Genomic DNA, 15,843 nt, shown 5'->3' on the forward strand with positions numbered 1-15,843 from the left:
GCTATGGTCGGGCCGTATATGCTATCATAATTAGTCATAAAAAACCCCTCCTTTCTGTGAATAAAAATCAAGTGAGACCGGGGGAACTTCCAACATGCACTGTTGCATGGATTTGAGGTCAATCCTTAAATAATATCGTGTGGATTCTGTATTTTTATGTCCTAGTACCTCTGAGATAATTGGGAGCACTGTACTTTCTTCCAACATCCTAAATCCAAGACTATGTCGCAAGGAATGTGGGCCAAACCGTTTACCTTTAGTATTGATGCCAGCCTTTATATATGCCCTTTGGACGATATGGGTCACCACATTGCTTGAACTAAAATAACCATATGGTGGCCTTTCTGATAAAAAAATACAGGGTTCTTCGGATTTTGCCCTTCCGTATTTCAAATAATCAATGATCGCATTCCCAACATCGGGCAATAAGGGAAGTATTAACTCTTTACCTGTCTTGACTTGTTCTATTTCAATAGTGCTGGTGTCCCAATGCAGGTTTACAAACTTCAACCTGGAAATATCCGAAGCTCGGAGTCCTAGTCTAGCAGCCAAAAGAATAATGGCATAATTCCGTTTTCCTATTGCACTGGACCGGTCTACTGATACGATCAGTTTTTCTATTTCTTCTTTGGAATATGTGGAAGGTAATTTAGGTTGACCAATAATCCTGTACTTGGGTATCTTTTTGGAATAGTCGACTCCTAAAAGCTTCTGTTCAAATAAGTACTTTAGAAAACCCCGAAGCGTTGAAAGAATAGGAACTATCAAAGTTTTTCCGCAATCAATGGTATTAATATACTGTAGAAGGACAGCTAAATCAATATCTTTTATTGCATAAATTTTGTTTTTATTACAATATTCCAGAAAAAGAAAAAGACAGCGTTTATAGCAATGCAGGCGGATAGCTGATAACCTTTCTTCTCTGTGTTTATAATCCAAGAACCTAACTATTGCCCCACCTAAAACCCCGTCAAAAACAAGGGGAGCTTTTTTCGGTGGCAGGTTCGGTACTTTGATCTGGCCGGTAGCTTGGAATTCGGTGAGTTTTCTCGTACCATTTGCTAGAAATTGTTCCTGTTTGGAAAGCTTACGCCCTTTACGACCTTCAAACTCATAGTAAAGGAATTGCTCTTCAACTTTCTGGTCATAATTATGGATTCCGTGGGAGACCATAAATTCCTTCAGTCGTTGCCAACCTCTTCGATAAACACCAACGGTATTTCCAGAATAGGCGTGTGTGGATTCAAGGTAATTCCCCACTTCGGACATCAATTCATTGAAAGCTCTAATTTGTTCATTCATAATACCATTATCTAGATGTGAATAATTCCTCTAAATAAAAGCTTGTCTATTGAATTCTGAACGAGAAAAGAATAATATTATGTAAAGGAAAACACTTATAATCTGCTGGATTTGAATATTCTAAAACAATAGCTTTACATAATAATTTACTTTGCATAATGGCCATTATGTAAAGCTTTACATAAACTGCACAATCACCCCAGCGGAACCCTTAGGCCAAGTGAAGCAGATAAAAGCCTGACCAGGAAAATTAAAAATGGGGCATTATTTTTTGATGTTAAGGTACTGGATCATATTTTTCTTATTCCTGATGGTAATTACTACAGTTTTGCAGATGAAGGAATTCTGTAAGTAAACTAACAAATTCTACCCAGACCTTTAAACACTTCTATTTTTAGAGGTGTTTTTTTAGGGTCAAATATTTCTCAATGGATCTTATAAGCAAAGCAGCTCTATAACAGAATATAAAGAAACCGTTTAGTAGGTTTTGCTCAACAATAAGGGAGGGGGTAAGTTCGATTCAATTAAAAAAGGAAAATCCGCTGTTACCTGGATTTTCCTTTCTATCATTAAATGAAAAATCAAATGATTTATAAATATAGGGAAAAAATTAATTCGTTATGTTTTTATTGCTCTGATTTTATAAAAATAATGTATCTTTATTTTGCTGATCTTCAGCATTCAAATTTACGCAGGGCTATCCATTTTTAACTTTCGCCGATAAACCTGCACATCAAAAAATTATTAATCCGGAAATTTTTTCCTGGAATTGGCAAGTGGCTTTTGACTGTCTATAAGGACAGGCAACAGGCCAAATTGTACGGAATTTTTGTCCCACAGGGACGAAAACTTCAACTATTAAATCGAATTTAATAGCCCTTTAAATAATTAAAAACTGAATCCTGTATTTTATGATTTGAAAAGAAAATCTTTGAAATTTACAACAGTAATAAGACTGAATAATTGAGAATTATGTAAAAATGAAGAGTGATAATATTAACAAAATGGAGTAGGTATAGGGGAGTGATGGTCGAGATTAAAAGAGCGTTCGATGTTAGGTTTGCGAACTTCTATATTATAGTAGATCTCATTTTGAAAATTATAAAGATGCTTGTTCTTAAAGTGGAGATAAATTTTATTTGATACACTCTTTTAAAGTACAGTATATAGTTAGATTAATTGTAAGTCTTTCATTATTGAAACCAAATGAGGATTAGTGTTGGCGTTAAATTCCTCTCTCAAGTCTTTCAGCCTTTTTTCAATCGCACTTTTGCTGCTGGGCTTTATACTCAGAATTTTTAATTCCTCTTGTATTTGGTCCTGGGTAAGTCCGTTAGATAGAAATTTCACGATATTGATCTCAAAATCGTTCAGAACTAATAAATTATTTTGGTTTAAAGCCTTCTCTATTGTTGGGGAATTATAAGTTTCCCCTTTCCATAGTTTTTCGATCGCTATTTTTAGTTCTTTTAAACCCCTGCGGTCTTTACAAACATAGCCGTCTATATTACCAGATTCCCATAATTCTTTAACCGTTTGGGGATGATCCTCTATAGAATTTACAAGAACTTTGAGGTTGGGATATTCAGATTTTAAAAGGGCGATGAGTTCTTTACCTGATTTGGTCTTTTCATCGCGGTGATCTTCTTTAAATGAAAGGTCGCAGATAAGTAAATCAAAAGGTTCGTCATCTTGTGAAGCTTTTTTTGCCAAAAGCCATGCTTTGTCACAGTATTGCGCATGAGTTATTTCCGGAATATTCAATTCATTTAAAATAGATGCTACAGCGTGGTTAATGCTGTCCATATCTTCTGCAACTAATACCTTTTTAAACATAGCCTTAATCTATATTGGAATTTGGATGAGTATTTTTAATCCTGTTTCCTGTTCGGTATCAAATTTAAGTTTTCCATTTATAGAAAAAATACGGTTTTCCATATTTTGAACGCCATTTCCTGATTTAAGGCTTTCCTTTTTAACACCAATCCCGTTATCGGAATATTGGATTTTTAATAGATTCTTTTCAGAAGAAAATATAATTGCCACCAAACTTGCTTGGCTGTGTTTATTCATATTGATCATGATCTCTTGCAATACCCTATAAATCACAAGTTTCTTTTCAGTATTTAAAGCATTCCACACAATGCTTTTCTCACCGCTTAAAATAAGCCTGGCATCTCTGGGACAATTAGAAGATAGCGATGACAATAGCTGATCGAGATATCCCTCCCCGGTATTAATTTCATTGTTTTCCCTGGAAATATTTCGGGTACGATTGTAAATGTGTTCAATTCTGTCCATCGTTTCAGCGGGTGCAATTGCCTCAAGGCTACTCATCACGTTATAAACATCATTGGCCAGCTCATCGTGAATTTTTTTGGAGATTCTGGTTTCTGTTTTATGGGTTTCGAGAATCTTCTCTTTTTTGTGTTTTTCCTTTAGAAAATAAACGATGAAAATTGCTATGGCTATTACAAGAATAGCTATAAACATCAATATATAGTTACGGGTTTTGATCTTTTGGTTTTCTAAGGCTTGTAAGGCTGCCGAAGCCTCTAAACCGGAAATTTGCTGTTGCTTGCGTTCTTCATCAAATTTTATTTTGGCAAAGGTATTTTTGGCCTGTAAGTTTATCTTCTTTAAACTATCGCTAAGCTGAATATAGTCTGAAATATAATCCTTGTCGCCAGGGGTAATTACGAGGAGTTGTTTTAATGCATCTATTTGAGCCTGGAGATTGCTATTTTCTTTACCGGTATTCAACCATTTTTCAGAATATTTAAGAGCTAAATTTTTATTTGGCTTTTCGTAATACTTCGCTAAGTTCTCATAACTTGATATAATTCCAGTATAATCATTTGATGATTTTCTCCATTGGAGAGCTTTTAGTAATCCTGAAGAAACCTCTTTATCGTTATTTTCTAACCATTTCGAAAATTCAAGATTGTTTAAATATCTTGCTCTGGATTTGTAATCATTCTCAGAAACCTTTGAATAGGTGTCATCAAAAATTGAAATTGCTTCCTCATAATTTTTTAAGTCCCGATATACTAATCCAATATTGTTTTTATAGGTTAAACTATCCTGTAAATTAGAAGCGTAACGAAGTGCATTTTTATATTCCTTAAGGGCATCTTTATAAAAGCCCCGATTTCGATATGCAATAGCTATAATATTATGCGCACTGCTTAAATACTGAAGATCTTTTTCCTTATTAAGATGGCGTAAAGCTTCAGTAGCTGATTCCTGGCTTCCAGTATAATCCTGCATCCTGCTTTGAGCTATTGCCATTTCCAGGCTTCTACGTGCCGCTTTTGCACTATCCCCTAATTGAAGATAGTGTTTACGTGCCTCAAAAGCATATAGAAAAGCTTTTTTCTGGTCATCTAAATCACGGTTAATAACTGCTTTTCGGTAAAGCGCAAGAGCGAGCCACTCTGTATCTTTTTTGAAAGTTGCCAATCGCTCAAGACTATCTGCAAAAAAAAGCGCGCTATCATATTCCTTTAAACGCTGATGGTAATATATTTTATAGTCTAAGAGGAGCGGGTAAAGAGTGTCGTTTTTATCCGCGATGCTTTGAAGTGCCTTATTGAAATTAGAGATTTTATCTCTGATTTCTTTGGAATTTTTTCCCTTTTCAAAATAGGTAAATGAAGAATCTGTCCTGGTTTGTTCATAAGGCTCAGAAGACATCTTTTCATTGGTGCAGGAGCAAAGCAAGAAGAAACTTAAAATACTATAGGTATGAAACAGGGGGCGTAGGTTCATAAAGCGAAAATAAATAAAAAAAGCCGCTAAAAAATAGCGCCATTGCTTATTATATTAATTAGCGTCGGCTGGTGTTTTATAGATTTATAGCAATAATTTCATCTTATCGTAAACAAAGTAGTTACTAAAACTCCTTTAAATTCAGATGAGTTTATCGATAATAACTGTTTTTCGTTTACAACCTTAAAATTAAACGGCGGTGCTAAAAGGTTTACACCACTTTGTTTTTTTAGCCTGATTCCCTGTCCGGAAATAATATCTTGATTGGGTTCAAAGTTTCCTTCCGGTAAATGCTCGGTTAGAATAACATATTTATAATTGTATAATTTTTCTACCACACTTTTAATTTCGGCATTCGATAAATGTTGCAAAACCTGCCTTAGAATCACACAATCTCCAGAAGGCAAATTGTCTTTAGCAATATCTAAAGAATGAAATTCTAAATTTTCTGCTTTAAATGTTTTCCTGTTATGCGCTATAAGATCTGGAACGATGTCTATAGCTATATACCTTTTAGAGTACTTCATTAATTCTTTACCAATATTAAAATCCCCACAACCCAGATCACATATTACCGGCTGCGTTTCAAAAGATTTTAAAAAAGAAGTCACGCTTGCCAAATACGGATTTATCAACTTGGGATTATGCGAGCCATCGCCAGAGAAAAATTCAGATTGATTACCGCCCCACAGGTTGTTTTCATATATCTGAGCCATAGCATCTTTGGTTGGCCAGGGCTTTTTTAATTTATTCTTTTTAGTCATAATATTGGGTTCAGTTGACTTCTCTAATATATAAGCAGCTATTCATAGTTGCCTATACAAGACTTTAATTTCTTTTTGATTTCGGATTTTAGGCTTTCCGGTTCTATTACTTTTATTTGGTCGCCATAAGAGAGTATTTCCATTTTAAAATCGTAGGTAGGACGAATAAAATAACTAAACCTGATCTCATCATCGTTGCTAGAAATTAACTTCTGACTATGATGTAGTGGAAGTGATTCTACATACCTGCCTTCCCTGGGTGTAAACGATAAGATAACCTTAACCGGATCTTCATCTGTGCCGTTTATTATTCCGAAGCTATTTTTGAATTCTTCGTGCGTCTGGTATTCAATTGGCTTAAACTTGTCTTTGGTAATTTCCAGGTTTTTAATTCGATCGAGCGAAAAGTTTTTAATAATATCGTCTTTGGTATCTTCTGCAATAAGGTACCAGCGGTTCCGGGCTTCTTTAAGCGCAATGGGTTTCACCTTGCGATTACTAATTGAAGTATCCCAAAATTTATAATATTCAAACTCTACTTCTAAAAAATTCTGACTGGCGTGTAGTAAACCCGCTAAATGATGGGTGCCCAGGGGTTTTCTTTCCTCAAAAATAAGTTGGTTTCCAAAACTCTTTGAAAGTCTAATAGCATTTAAAAGGTCAAAATTTTCCCGTAATCTTTGAGAATGCGTTTCCTCAACATCCTCGTTAATGTAATATTTATTAGTACTTCGATTACATTTTATTACAATGTTATGTATAGATGCAATATCCTCCAGATCTCGTTGAAAAGTACGTTGAGAAGTTAGTAGCTTTTCTTCAATAGATTCTGGATCATCCATCATTTCATCCTGAATTTCCTCATAACTCATAGGGCGTAATCTAAGTAGAGAAATGATTTTATAATGGCGTTTTATAGTTTGGCGTAAAGACATAGTTTTTTGTTATTTAATTGGAGTTCAAAAACTGTTCTCGATACAATCCCGATACCATCGGGATTACTCGAACTGACGAACCAGGTTTAAGCACATATATCTTTAAAGAATTTTTTAACCTGATCAGTAAAAACATCTATAGGAATTCGATGACCTAATTCCGGTAACACTTTGATGTCCAATTCTGATTTTTGCAGGTTTTGTCCTAAAAAGTTCAGGGTTTCGGCTGCGTGCACCACATCGTCACTTCCTCCCAGTACTATCTGTTTTGGAGATAGTCCGCGAGTAAATTTATGGCTGAATTCTACTCGATAATCGAGATTAAATTGCGCCGAGGCTTGTCCTGAATTTGAAATATTATTTTTTCTATAAATGTCTTCTGGGCTTGCCCCATGGTGGCTTATTTCGCTGTATTTAACCAAAGGCGGATTAAACAATAAAGCCGGTCTGCCGATAATTTCTGAAATAGCATAAGCATTTAATGCGCCCATACTACTTCCCATAACTACATTGACTTCTGTATTCGGGAATTCCTTTAGGATAAGATCGGGTTGAAAATGTTTATCTGAATAATTGATATCAGGTGAGAAAACCTGGCCGTACTTTTTCAGTACTTCTCTTTCTTCGTCACTTAATTTACTATTAAGTCCGTGTAGGTAAAGTATATTCATATTACTTGGTTTTTTCTTTGTTGGTTAGATCTGCTCGGTAAGATTTACCATCTTTTCCCCAATTCCAGCTATCGGAAATTTCTTTATTCCTCGGAAGCTCTTCATCTATTACGGCTAACTTTTCTTTTACGATTCTTCTTAATTTACGATTGGCTTTTTGCTTTTCAGCTTTTTCCGAGGAAGCCTGGCAATTGGGAAGAATTGATGTTTTGCGTTTAGATCTACTCACTCTTTCATTATTGATATAGCAAATTAAACAAACTGATGCGACAAAATATGACGCTTATAAATATTCTTTTTTTAAGAATTTGAATAACTAAAGTCATCTTGAGGAAAAATGCACCATTAATTTTACCAAAAATGATTTTATCAAAAAAACTAGAAGTAAATCGTTTTATTATTTAAAAATATATTCATTTTTTTACATTTGTTTAGATAATTCTGTCCAATAAGGCTAATCTTTTAATATTCCTTCCTTCTATGAAGAAAAAAAAGAAAATTTCAATGAAAGATATTTCCAAGGAACTTGGAATATCAATTACAACTATTTCTTTTATTATTAACAAGAAGGCCGAAAATAAAATAAGCAAAGAAGTCATAAAGAAGGTTGAAGATTATATTGAGAAAGTAGGATATAAACCAAACTCATCAGCGCAATCTTTACGAACAGGAAAATCAAAAACTATTGTTTTTATGGCAGAAGATATTTCGGATCCATTTTTTTCTGCCATAGCAAAGCAAATGGAAGAGATCGCTTTTAACAATGGTTATAAGATAATTTATTGCAGTACTGAAAATAAAAAAGAGCGAGCAATTGAATTGTTGAATCTTTTTAAAGATAGACAAGTTGATGCGTTTATAATTACCCCACCTGAAGGCTTTGAAGATGAATTGAAAAGGTTAATCTATGAGGAGCATCAAATGGTTATGGTGTTTGATAGGTATTTCGATAGTTTTAAGCACAATTATGTAGTTCTTGAAAATTATAAGGGAGCCGAGGAAGCTACCAGGTCTTTGTATTCTTCCGGAAAAAGAAAAATCGCATTTATAGGAATTGAATCTAATTTATCCCCATTGGTCCAAAGATTAGAAGGATATAAAAATACTATGAATAGTTATCAGCTGCAGGAATATTCACTTTTGATAAAATTCGATCAAATTAAAACTTTAGAGGGGCAAAAAGCAATTAAGAATTTTTTAGCACAAAATCCGGAAATTGATGCAATTTTATTTGCAACTAATAATCTTGCCATAAGTGGTCTCAGAGTGATAAAAAGTAAAGGTTTGAAGATTCCTGAGGATATTGCGATCATTTCGTTTGATGATCGGGATATTTTTGAATTATTTACTCCTCCAATAAGTGTAATAGCGCAACCAGTACCCGAATTAGCTAATGAATTAATTAAAGGAACTCTTCAATTAATGAAAACAAAAGAAACGAGAGAAGTCTTCTACCAAAAGGTTTTGAAGGGAAAGCTTATTAATCGAAAATCGAACTAGTCAAAAATAGGTCTGTTTCTACTTAAGATAGGGGAATCTCCCTTATTTTCAATTCTTTAAAATTTTCAATCTTTTTTTATTTATTTGGTAATATAGAATAACATAATTATATTAGCTGCAAGGTAAAACGTTTTACTAAAGTTTTATTGTTATTTTACTACAACGATTACGCTAATATTTAATTTAACCAATATGAGAAAACAAGTCACGAAAATTGGAGGTGAATTTCTGGTATTTTTAATGCTTGTAATGGCTTATCAGGCTCAAGCATTTAATAGTATTTCAGACGAACTTATTTATAATGAAGACCAAACTGAAATTACCGGAGTAGTCACGGGCGCGGCAAATGGTATTCCAATTCCTGGAGTATCAGTTTTTGAAAAAGGAACTGATAATGGGACAGTAACAGATTTTGACGGAAATTATAGTCTTACAATTTCAGGTTCAGATGCGATATTAGTTTTTTCTTACGTTGGCTTTAAGACAACAGAAGTTGAAGTGAACGGAGAAACTAACATAGATGTTACTTTAGAAGATGAAGTTTCTCAGTTAGATGAATTAATTGTAGTAGGTTATACTTCCCAAAAAGAGAGGACAATTACGGGAGCCTTAAGTTCTGTTAATGTTGAAGATTTAGAATCAAGAAGGGTTCCCAATGTAACTCAAGCTTTACAGGGACAGGTGCCAGGTGTAAATATTACCCAAAGTACAGGTGCTCCAGGGGATAATATAGAAGTAAGAATTAGAGGTAATGGTACAATTGGAAATAATAATCCACTTTATGTAGTTGATGGGATACCAACTAGGGAGATAACATTCCTGAACCCAAGTGATATTAAGTCTATGACAGTTTTAAAAGATGCCTCTGCAGCTTCTATTTATGGTTCAAGAGCTGCGGGAGGAGTGATTGTTATAGAAACTAAAAACGGTAGTGATCGTAGTGGTATTCAAGTTAGTTATTTTACCGGAATTCAAAAAGTGCAAAATCTTCCCACTATGCTTAATGCAGAGCAATATATGCAAACTGTAGAAAATGCTTGGGATAATGCTGGTTATGAGGGTACTAATCCTTATATTGAAGATAGAAATAGATCTGATTTTGCTGATGTAGATTATCTTGATGAACTGTTTGAGCTGGGGAGAACACAAAGCGCACAGGTTACAGCTTCTGGAGGGAATGAAGATACAGATTATTTTCTTTCAGCCGGATATTTCGGACAAGATGGTCCCGTAGTATATGACAATGATCAATACAGAAGGTTTAATTTCAGGTCCAATGTGAATTCAAACCTTAATGATAGACTAAAAGTGGGAGCTAACCTTCAAGCTTCATATGAGTATAAAGACAGAATATCTTCCAGTGGGGATTCGCCGGGAATTATTAGGCATGCTTTTTTAAGACCTCCAATTATCCCGGTAAGAAAAGATCCGTCAGACCCTACCTATTCCGAGGAAGATCCGTTTACCGATTTACCGTTTTTTCAGGGACCGGATAGCTATGAAAGTAGCAAATATGAATTTTCACAAAATCCAATTGCGTTGGCTTATTTTACAGATGATGCTGCCCGAACTTTCAAGACTTTTGGAAACATCTTTGCAGAGTATAGCTTTTTGAATGATAAAGCTTTAAAGTTCAGAACTAATTTTGGAGCAGATATTAATTTCATTCACAATAAAGCTTTTGGAGTTAACTTTGGTGATGATGATGGTGGCGGTGCAGCCAGGGATAGAGGGCTCGGGAGACAGAATCGTCCCAATAGCTTAAGTGAAGTAAGAGGAGAGGATATTACCTTGACCTGGAATAACAGTCTAAGTTATTCGAAAGAGTTTGGAGATCATACTATTGATGCATTAGTAGGATCTGAATTTATCACAAGCCGTTTATCAAATCTGAATGCCTCAAGAACAAGATTTGACTTTACTGAACCAAATTTCCGTTATATGGATTTTGGTGATACTGAACAGGATATTTGGAATGGGGGTCTGGCTGAAGAATGGTCTTTATTTTCATTCTTTGGGTCGGCAACTTACTCTTTCCAGGATAAATATATGGTAACTGCAAATTTAAGAGCAGATGCATCCTCAAGATTTGCAGATGAAAATAAGTGGGGCTATTTCCCTTCTATGTCAGCAGGTTGGATGATATCGGAAGAAGAATTCGCACAAGATTTAGACTGGCTATCCGAATTAAAACTAAGAGCTAGTTGGGGACAATTAGGAAACCAAGAAATACCAAATTTTGCATACTTAACCTTATACCGCAGAGATGCGGATAGATATTTAATAAACCGTTACGGAAATCCGGATTTAAAATGGGAAACTACGACTCAAACTAATGTAGGTTTAGATTTTGGAATTATGGCCAATAGATTATTCGGTTCAATGGATTATTTTGAAAAGCAAACTTCTGATATCTTATTACCCATTTCCTTGCCACAATTTGTTGGTGATGTTTCTCCCACTTTCTTAAATGCGGGGGAAGTAACTAATAGTGGTTTTGAATTTGGCTTAACATATAGAAATTATGATAACGAGTTTAAATATAAAATTAGTGGAAATTTTGCCACACTGCATAATGAGGTGAATTCCTTACATCCCAATTTACCATATATAGATGGTATGGTTACTAGAACCCAACCGGGAGAAGCCTTAAATGCTTACTACGGGTTTGTTCAGGAAGGTATCTATCAAAATGAGCAAGAAGTTGCCGAACACTTAAGCGGTACACCTAATCCTCCACAGCAACCCGGAGATATTAAGTTTAGAGATATTAATGGAGACGGTAGAATAAACGATAGTGATAGAGATTTTATTGGTAACCCGAACCCGAAACTTAGTTATGGTCTTAGTATGGGCTTCAATTATAATGCCTTTGATTTTAATATTCTTTTTCAAGGAGTTAGTGGGGTAGACCGATATAATGATTTGAAGAAAATTATTGATTACGATACACGACCATTCAATTATACCGATAGGGTTTTAAATAGCTGGGACGGAGAAGGTTCAACCAATAGCATTCCAAGAGTAAGTTTTTCGGATAATGGAAGTAGTAGGGTTTCGGATATTTTTGTTGAGGATGCTTCTTATTTGAGACTTAAGAATGTGGAGTTAGGTTATTCTTTGAATTTGCAAGAAAGCTTAGGGATTGACAATGTAAGATTATATGTTTCTGGACAGAATATTTTCACAGTTACAGATTATTCGGGATTAGATCCTGAATCTACAGCTTTGATAGATTATGGAACTTACCCTCAGTCCTTAACACTTATGTTTGGAGTTAACGCTTCATTATAAAAAATCTAAAAATTACTAATATGAAAAATATATCAAAATATTACCTTTTAGTACTAAGTGTAGTACTTTTAGGATGTGAACTTAATGAAGAACCCATTGGTTTAATAACAAGAGATCAGATTAATACTGAGCCTACAGCAAGTTCAGTTACGTCTTCAGTGAATTCCAGTTATCAGTTACTTTCCAATACTTTAAATATTATTGGAGAATGGGACTGGACTGGAGGAAAAGTACTTAGAAATGATTTTATTCTTCAGGATATTGCTGCAGGAGACATGAATAAAAAGTGGAATCCTGATGGAGATCAGGCCTGGATGGATGAGGTAGCAGCTTTTAATTTTACCGCAATAAATGGGGCCTTTAATGGTATCTGGAGCTATGATTATGAGGGCATTTCCAGGGCGAATATGGCCATTAACACTCTTAATAACCCTGACATTACAGATACTGGGTTAGATGCTGCAACCAAAGACAGATTATTGGGTGAAGCTTATTTTTTAAGGGCTTTTTATTATTTCGATTTGCTTAATCATTTTGGAGGGGTTCCCTTATTAACAGAACCACTGGAAGATTTCTCTGCTGCCTATGAAGTTTCTAATCGGGCGAGTGAGGAAGAAGTAATTGCTTTAATTGAAAATGACCTGGAAACTGCGGTAGGTTTATTACCGATGCAAAAATATTCCAGTAATGCTGAACCATGGAGAGTTTCTATAGGGGCTGCAAAAGGGATGCAAGCAAAAGTCGATTTATTTCAAGAAAATTGGGAGATGTCTTTAGCCCATATTGAAGAGCTACAAGCCTGGAATTTTTATTCTTTAAATGATCATTATTTCGATTCTTTTGATGTAGAAAAAGAATTCATGGAAGACGAAGTAATATTTGCTTATGACCACCGAGCGGAATTAAACCCAAGTAAAGGAAATGGTTTAGCTGCATTGATGGGTTGGGGTTTTGTGGCACCAACTGAGAACTTTGTAAATGCTTTTGAAGATGACGATCCCCGACTTGAATATACCATTGAGACAGAAACTCAATCCCCGCACAAACTTCTAGGGTCGACCGACAGCCAATATAAAGGGAATGATGATTCTCCTGGAAATAAAGTTTACATAAGATATGCTGATGTTTTACTATGGAAAGCAGAAGCATTGATCGAAACAGGACAGGTTGAAGCTGGGTTGGAAATAGTAGACCAAATTAGGATGCGGGCAGAGAATACACCGTCCCTGGATGGTAGTAACGGTGAATTGGAAATGTATTCCGGTTCAGGTTTATCTCAAGAACAAGCACTTGAAGTTCTATATAAAGAGCGAAGGTTGGAATTGGGTTTTGAGTCTCACCGAATTAATGACCTAAAGCGCTGGGGAATTGCAGATGAAGTTTTAACCGAAATGGGGAAAAATTTTCAGGAGTATAATTACTTATATCCAATTCCACAGGGAGAGATTGATCGAAGTGGAGGTCAAATTGAACAAAATCCAGGTTACTAATAATAAATTTAAATGAAAATGAATAAATTTTTTATTTCAACAATAATTGCATTACTGGTTAGTGTATTAGGTTATAGTCAGGAAGAACTCGAGAAGGAATGGATGATGGGACCTTTTGAAAGGTTTGAAGAGGCCAAACCTATTATCCAAAAGGATAGTTTAAGTGAGTTTGAAGATCCAATGACAGGTGAAGTTATCAGATGGGAATCAATGGCAACTTTTAATCCTGCAGCAATTGTAAAGGATAATAAGATTCACGTACTATACAGGGCAGAAGAAAAATTAGGAGAAAAAGAAATTGGCGGACATACATCCAGAATAGGTTTAGCAATATCTGCAGATGGAAAAGAATATGAAAGAAAGAAGGAGCCTATTTTTTACCCCGCAGATGACAGTCAAAAAGAATTTGAATGGACTGGAGGAACAGAAGACCCCAGGATAGTAGAAACTGAAGAAGGAACTTACGTTCTTACCTACACTCAATGGAACAGGGAATATCCAAGGTTGGCCGTGGCTACATCAACTGATTTAAAGAATTGGGAAAAGCAAGGACCTATATTCGAGGAATGGAAAGATGGAAAATACCATGACACTGAAACAAAATCAGGAGCAATTGTTACTGAACTTCAGGATGGAAAGTTAGTGGCAGCTAAAATTAATGGAAAGTATTGGATGTATTACGGAGTACCACATATATGGTTAGCCAGCTCCGATGATTTAGTCAACTGGGAGCCCGTAGAGGATTATGAAGGTAATCTTGCACCAGTGTTAAGTCCTCGACCAGGCTATTTTGATTCCTGGTTAGTTGAAGCAGGACCACCTCCAGTTTTAACAGAAGATGGAATTGTTGTACTCTATAATGCCGGTAATTCGCAAAATATAGGTGTGGATCATTTAGGTAATAGGATCTATACAGGTGGGCAGGCCTTATATGATTCTGAAGAACCCTGGAAACTATTAGATAGATCTGACAAACCTTTTAGGCTAAGTTCTAATTAGCATATTGAATAGTTGTTGTTTGTACTCGTACCATGCGCTATTTGAAGCAAAGGCAATGGCTGTAACTGTTGCCATTTTACTGGTTGAGTTCTTGATTTTTTCAAGTACCAAGAACCAATTCAAGTAATTCTGTAAGTATTTTGTAGCTACCCCATTGAAAGAATCCATGAACTTTCTCAATCTCATATCCATATTGTTTACATTCTGGACATGGTACACCTTATCTACGGTTCGCTGTCCCTTTGAGGTGTTGAACTTTTTATGGGCAATTGTGTTGGCTTTTGCAAAAGCACCATAACTTCTATGGCTGTCGCTGCAGAGTACGTCAGCTTTATCAAGTTTCCCTTTAAGTATTCTATTCAGATCCTCTTTACTGATACGACCTCTTGTGGCCACTTTAAAGTCTTTGTTTCCAGATCTATCACAAGTTGCCACTACAGCTACTTTTTCATCACTTATGCCTGCTTTGCTTGCTTTTTCTCCTCGCATTTTCGGTTTTCTACCTAAATGACGTCCTCCTTTTTCTGAGTAGGCAAAGAACAGGTCATCGCTTTCGACTATGCCCTGAAACTCTTCTACCGAAACACTGGAAAATGACGTGAGCAATTTATGTCTCCAATCAAAGGACGTTTGAATTGATATCTCCGTCTCTTCTGCACTTTTCCTGATACTGTAGCCCGACAACAAACAGTATAAATACCGATTTAACTTCTCTTTCTTTTTTATATTATACCAAAACTTACCTGTGGTCTCACTGAAATTCTTCTTACAGCCATTGCAAACATAGCGTTGAACGCCTTTGAGCTTGCCATTGGCACGAACACGCTTTTCTGAGCAATGAGGACAGGTAACTGCTTTTGCCTCGTTGCTGTCCTTTACTTCACTTTCTTGCAAAGACAATGATAGCAACGAAGCCACTATCTCTTGTTGAACAGTCGCTGGACTATTAACGAAAAAATCCCTGAAATCTGAAGGTATCATATCTATATAGTTTTACACAAATATAAGACATATTCATCTTAGAACAAAGCTACCTTTTATAAAGCCGGAATTACCTTTTGAAAAATCGGGACAATATAAGGACGGTACAACTTTTATTGAGGGATTAGTGTATTTT

Annotated in this window: 12 protein-coding genes and 1 pseudogene; 5 read left to right on the forward strand and 8 right to left on the reverse strand. The window is 35.4% G+C overall.

All coding sequences use genetic code 11. From position 1 onward, the window contains the following. Positions 1 to 30: 30 nt before the first annotated feature. Positions 31 to 1,302 (reverse strand): tyrosine-type recombinase/integrase, encoded by a 1,272-nt coding sequence (locus B5488_RS00975; RefSeq protein ID WP_079733581.1) that lies wholly within the window; start codon positions 1,300 to 1,302, stop codon positions 31 to 33. A gap of 183 nt (positions 1,303 to 1,485) precedes the next feature. Between B5488_RS00975 and B5488_RS00980 the strand changes: the two are divergent. Next, positions 1,486 to 1,653: pseudogene (locus tag B5488_RS00980) on the forward strand (JAB domain-containing protein); the annotation flags it as partial. Positions 1,654 to 2,472: 819 nt separating this feature from the next. On the opposite strand, the gene B5488_RS00985 reads toward B5488_RS00980, so the two are convergent. From B5488_RS00985 to B5488_RS01010, 6 genes are all read right to left on the reverse strand, one after another. Then, positions 2,473 to 3,138 (reverse strand): response regulator, encoded by a 666-nt coding sequence (locus B5488_RS00985; protein WP_079733582.1) that lies wholly within the window; start codon positions 3,136 to 3,138, stop codon positions 2,473 to 2,475. 9 nt (positions 3,139 to 3,147) lie between these two features. Continuing rightward, positions 3,148 to 5,073 carry a tetratricopeptide repeat-containing sensor histidine kinase gene (locus tag B5488_RS00990; RefSeq protein ID WP_079733583.1) on the reverse strand — a complete coding sequence of 642 codons (1,926 nt, stop codon included), beginning with the start codon at positions 5,071 to 5,073 and terminating at the stop codon, positions 3,148 to 3,150. Positions 5,074 to 5,171: 98 nt separating this feature from the next. Next, positions 5,172 to 5,837, reverse strand: coding sequence for a class I SAM-dependent methyltransferase (locus B5488_RS00995; protein ID WP_079733584.1), 666 nt, complete (start codon positions 5,835 to 5,837; stop codon positions 5,172 to 5,174). Positions 5,838 to 5,875: 38 nt separating this feature from the next. Beyond that, positions 5,876 to 6,772 (reverse strand): helix-turn-helix transcriptional regulator, encoded by an 897-nt coding sequence (locus B5488_RS01000; RefSeq protein ID WP_079733585.1) that lies wholly within the window; start codon positions 6,770 to 6,772, stop codon positions 5,876 to 5,878. Between the two features lie 86 nt (positions 6,773 to 6,858). Then, positions 6,859 to 7,443 carry a YqiA/YcfP family alpha/beta fold hydrolase gene (locus B5488_RS01005; RefSeq protein ID WP_079733586.1) on the reverse strand — a complete coding sequence of 195 codons (585 nt, stop codon included), beginning with the start codon at positions 7,441 to 7,443 and terminating at the stop codon, positions 6,859 to 6,861. Between the two features lies 1 nt (position 7,444). Continuing rightward, positions 7,445 to 7,672, reverse strand: a complete 228-nt coding sequence (locus B5488_RS01010; RefSeq protein ID WP_079733587.1) for a hypothetical protein — start codon at positions 7,670 to 7,672, stop codon at positions 7,445 to 7,447. A gap of 251 nt (positions 7,673 to 7,923) precedes the next feature. On the opposite strand from B5488_RS01010, the gene B5488_RS01015 reads away from it, so the two are divergent. The 4 genes from B5488_RS01015 to B5488_RS01030 all read left to right on the forward strand — a co-directional run bounded on the left by B5488_RS01015 (position 7,924) and on the right by B5488_RS01030 (position 14,726). After that, a complete protein-coding gene (locus tag B5488_RS01015; protein ID WP_079733588.1) occupies positions 7,924 to 8,943 on the forward strand; it encodes a LacI family DNA-binding transcriptional regulator in 1,020 nt (339 codons plus the stop codon). A gap of 192 nt (positions 8,944 to 9,135) precedes the next feature. After that, on the forward strand, positions 9,136 to 12,237 hold the full coding sequence (locus tag B5488_RS01020) for a SusC/RagA family TonB-linked outer membrane protein (protein ID WP_079733589.1): 3,102 nt from the start codon (positions 9,136 to 9,138) through the stop codon (positions 12,235 to 12,237). A 20-nt stretch (positions 12,238 to 12,257) separates the two neighbouring features. Next, entirely contained in the window at positions 12,258 to 13,727 is a 1,470-nt protein-coding gene (locus tag B5488_RS01025; protein WP_079733590.1) for a RagB/SusD family nutrient uptake outer membrane protein, read from the forward strand. A 12-nt stretch (positions 13,728 to 13,739) separates the two neighbouring features. Beyond that, positions 13,740 to 14,726 carry a glycoside hydrolase family 130 protein gene (locus B5488_RS01030; protein WP_231919774.1) on the forward strand — a complete coding sequence of 329 codons (987 nt, stop codon included), beginning with the start codon at positions 13,740 to 13,742 and terminating at the stop codon, positions 14,724 to 14,726. On the opposite strand, the gene B5488_RS01035 is transcribed toward B5488_RS01030, so the two are convergent. Next, positions 14,712 to 15,707: an IS1595 family transposase gene (locus B5488_RS01035; RefSeq protein ID WP_079733415.1), complete on the reverse strand. Its 996-nt coding sequence runs from the start codon at positions 15,705 to 15,707 to the stop codon at positions 14,712 to 14,714. The genes B5488_RS01030 and B5488_RS01035 overlap by 15 nt on opposite strands. Positions 15,708 to 15,843 lie beyond the last annotated feature (136 nt).

It is taken from the genome of Salegentibacter salegens, from assembly GCF_900142975.1.
GTDB lineage: Bacteria > Bacteroidota > Bacteroidia > Flavobacteriales > Flavobacteriaceae > Salegentibacter > Salegentibacter salegens.

Bases quoted from the DNA above. Each gene is read 5' to 3' on its own strand.
- B5488_RS00975 (WP_079733581.1), bottom strand. From the start codon at position 1,302: ATGAATGAACAAATTAGAGCTTTCAATGAATTGATGTCCGAAGTGGGG.
- B5488_RS00985 (WP_079733582.1), bottom strand. From the start codon at position 3,138: ATGTTTAAAAAGGTATTAGTTGCAGAAGATATGGACAGCATTAACCAC.
- B5488_RS00990 (WP_079733583.1), bottom strand. From the start codon at position 5,073: ATGAACCTACGCCCCCTGTTTCATACCTATAGTATTTTAAGTTTCTTC.
- B5488_RS00995 (WP_079733584.1), bottom strand. From the start codon at position 5,837: ATGACTAAAAAGAATAAATTAAAAAAGCCCTGGCCAACCAAAGATGCT.
- B5488_RS01000 (WP_079733585.1), bottom strand. From the start codon at position 6,772: ATGTCTTTACGCCAAACTATAAAACGCCATTATAAAATCATTTCTCTA.
- B5488_RS01005 (WP_079733586.1), bottom strand. From the start codon at position 7,443: ATGAATATACTTTACCTACACGGACTTAATAGTAAATTAAGTGACGAA.
- B5488_RS01015 (WP_079733588.1), top strand. From the start codon at position 7,924: ATGAAGAAAAAAAAGAAAATTTCAATGAAAGATATTTCCAAGGAACTT.
- B5488_RS01020 (WP_079733589.1), top strand. From the start codon at position 9,136: ATGAGAAAACAAGTCACGAAAATTGGAGGTGAATTTCTGGTATTTTTA.
- B5488_RS01025 (WP_079733590.1), top strand. From the start codon at position 12,258: ATGAAAAATATATCAAAATATTACCTTTTAGTACTAAGTGTAGTACTT.
- B5488_RS01030 (WP_231919774.1), top strand. From the start codon at position 13,740: ATGAAAATGAATAAATTTTTTATTTCAACAATAATTGCATTACTGGTT.
- B5488_RS01035 (WP_079733415.1), bottom strand. From the start codon at position 15,707: ATGATACCTTCAGATTTCAGGGATTTTTTCGTTAATAGTCCAGCGACT.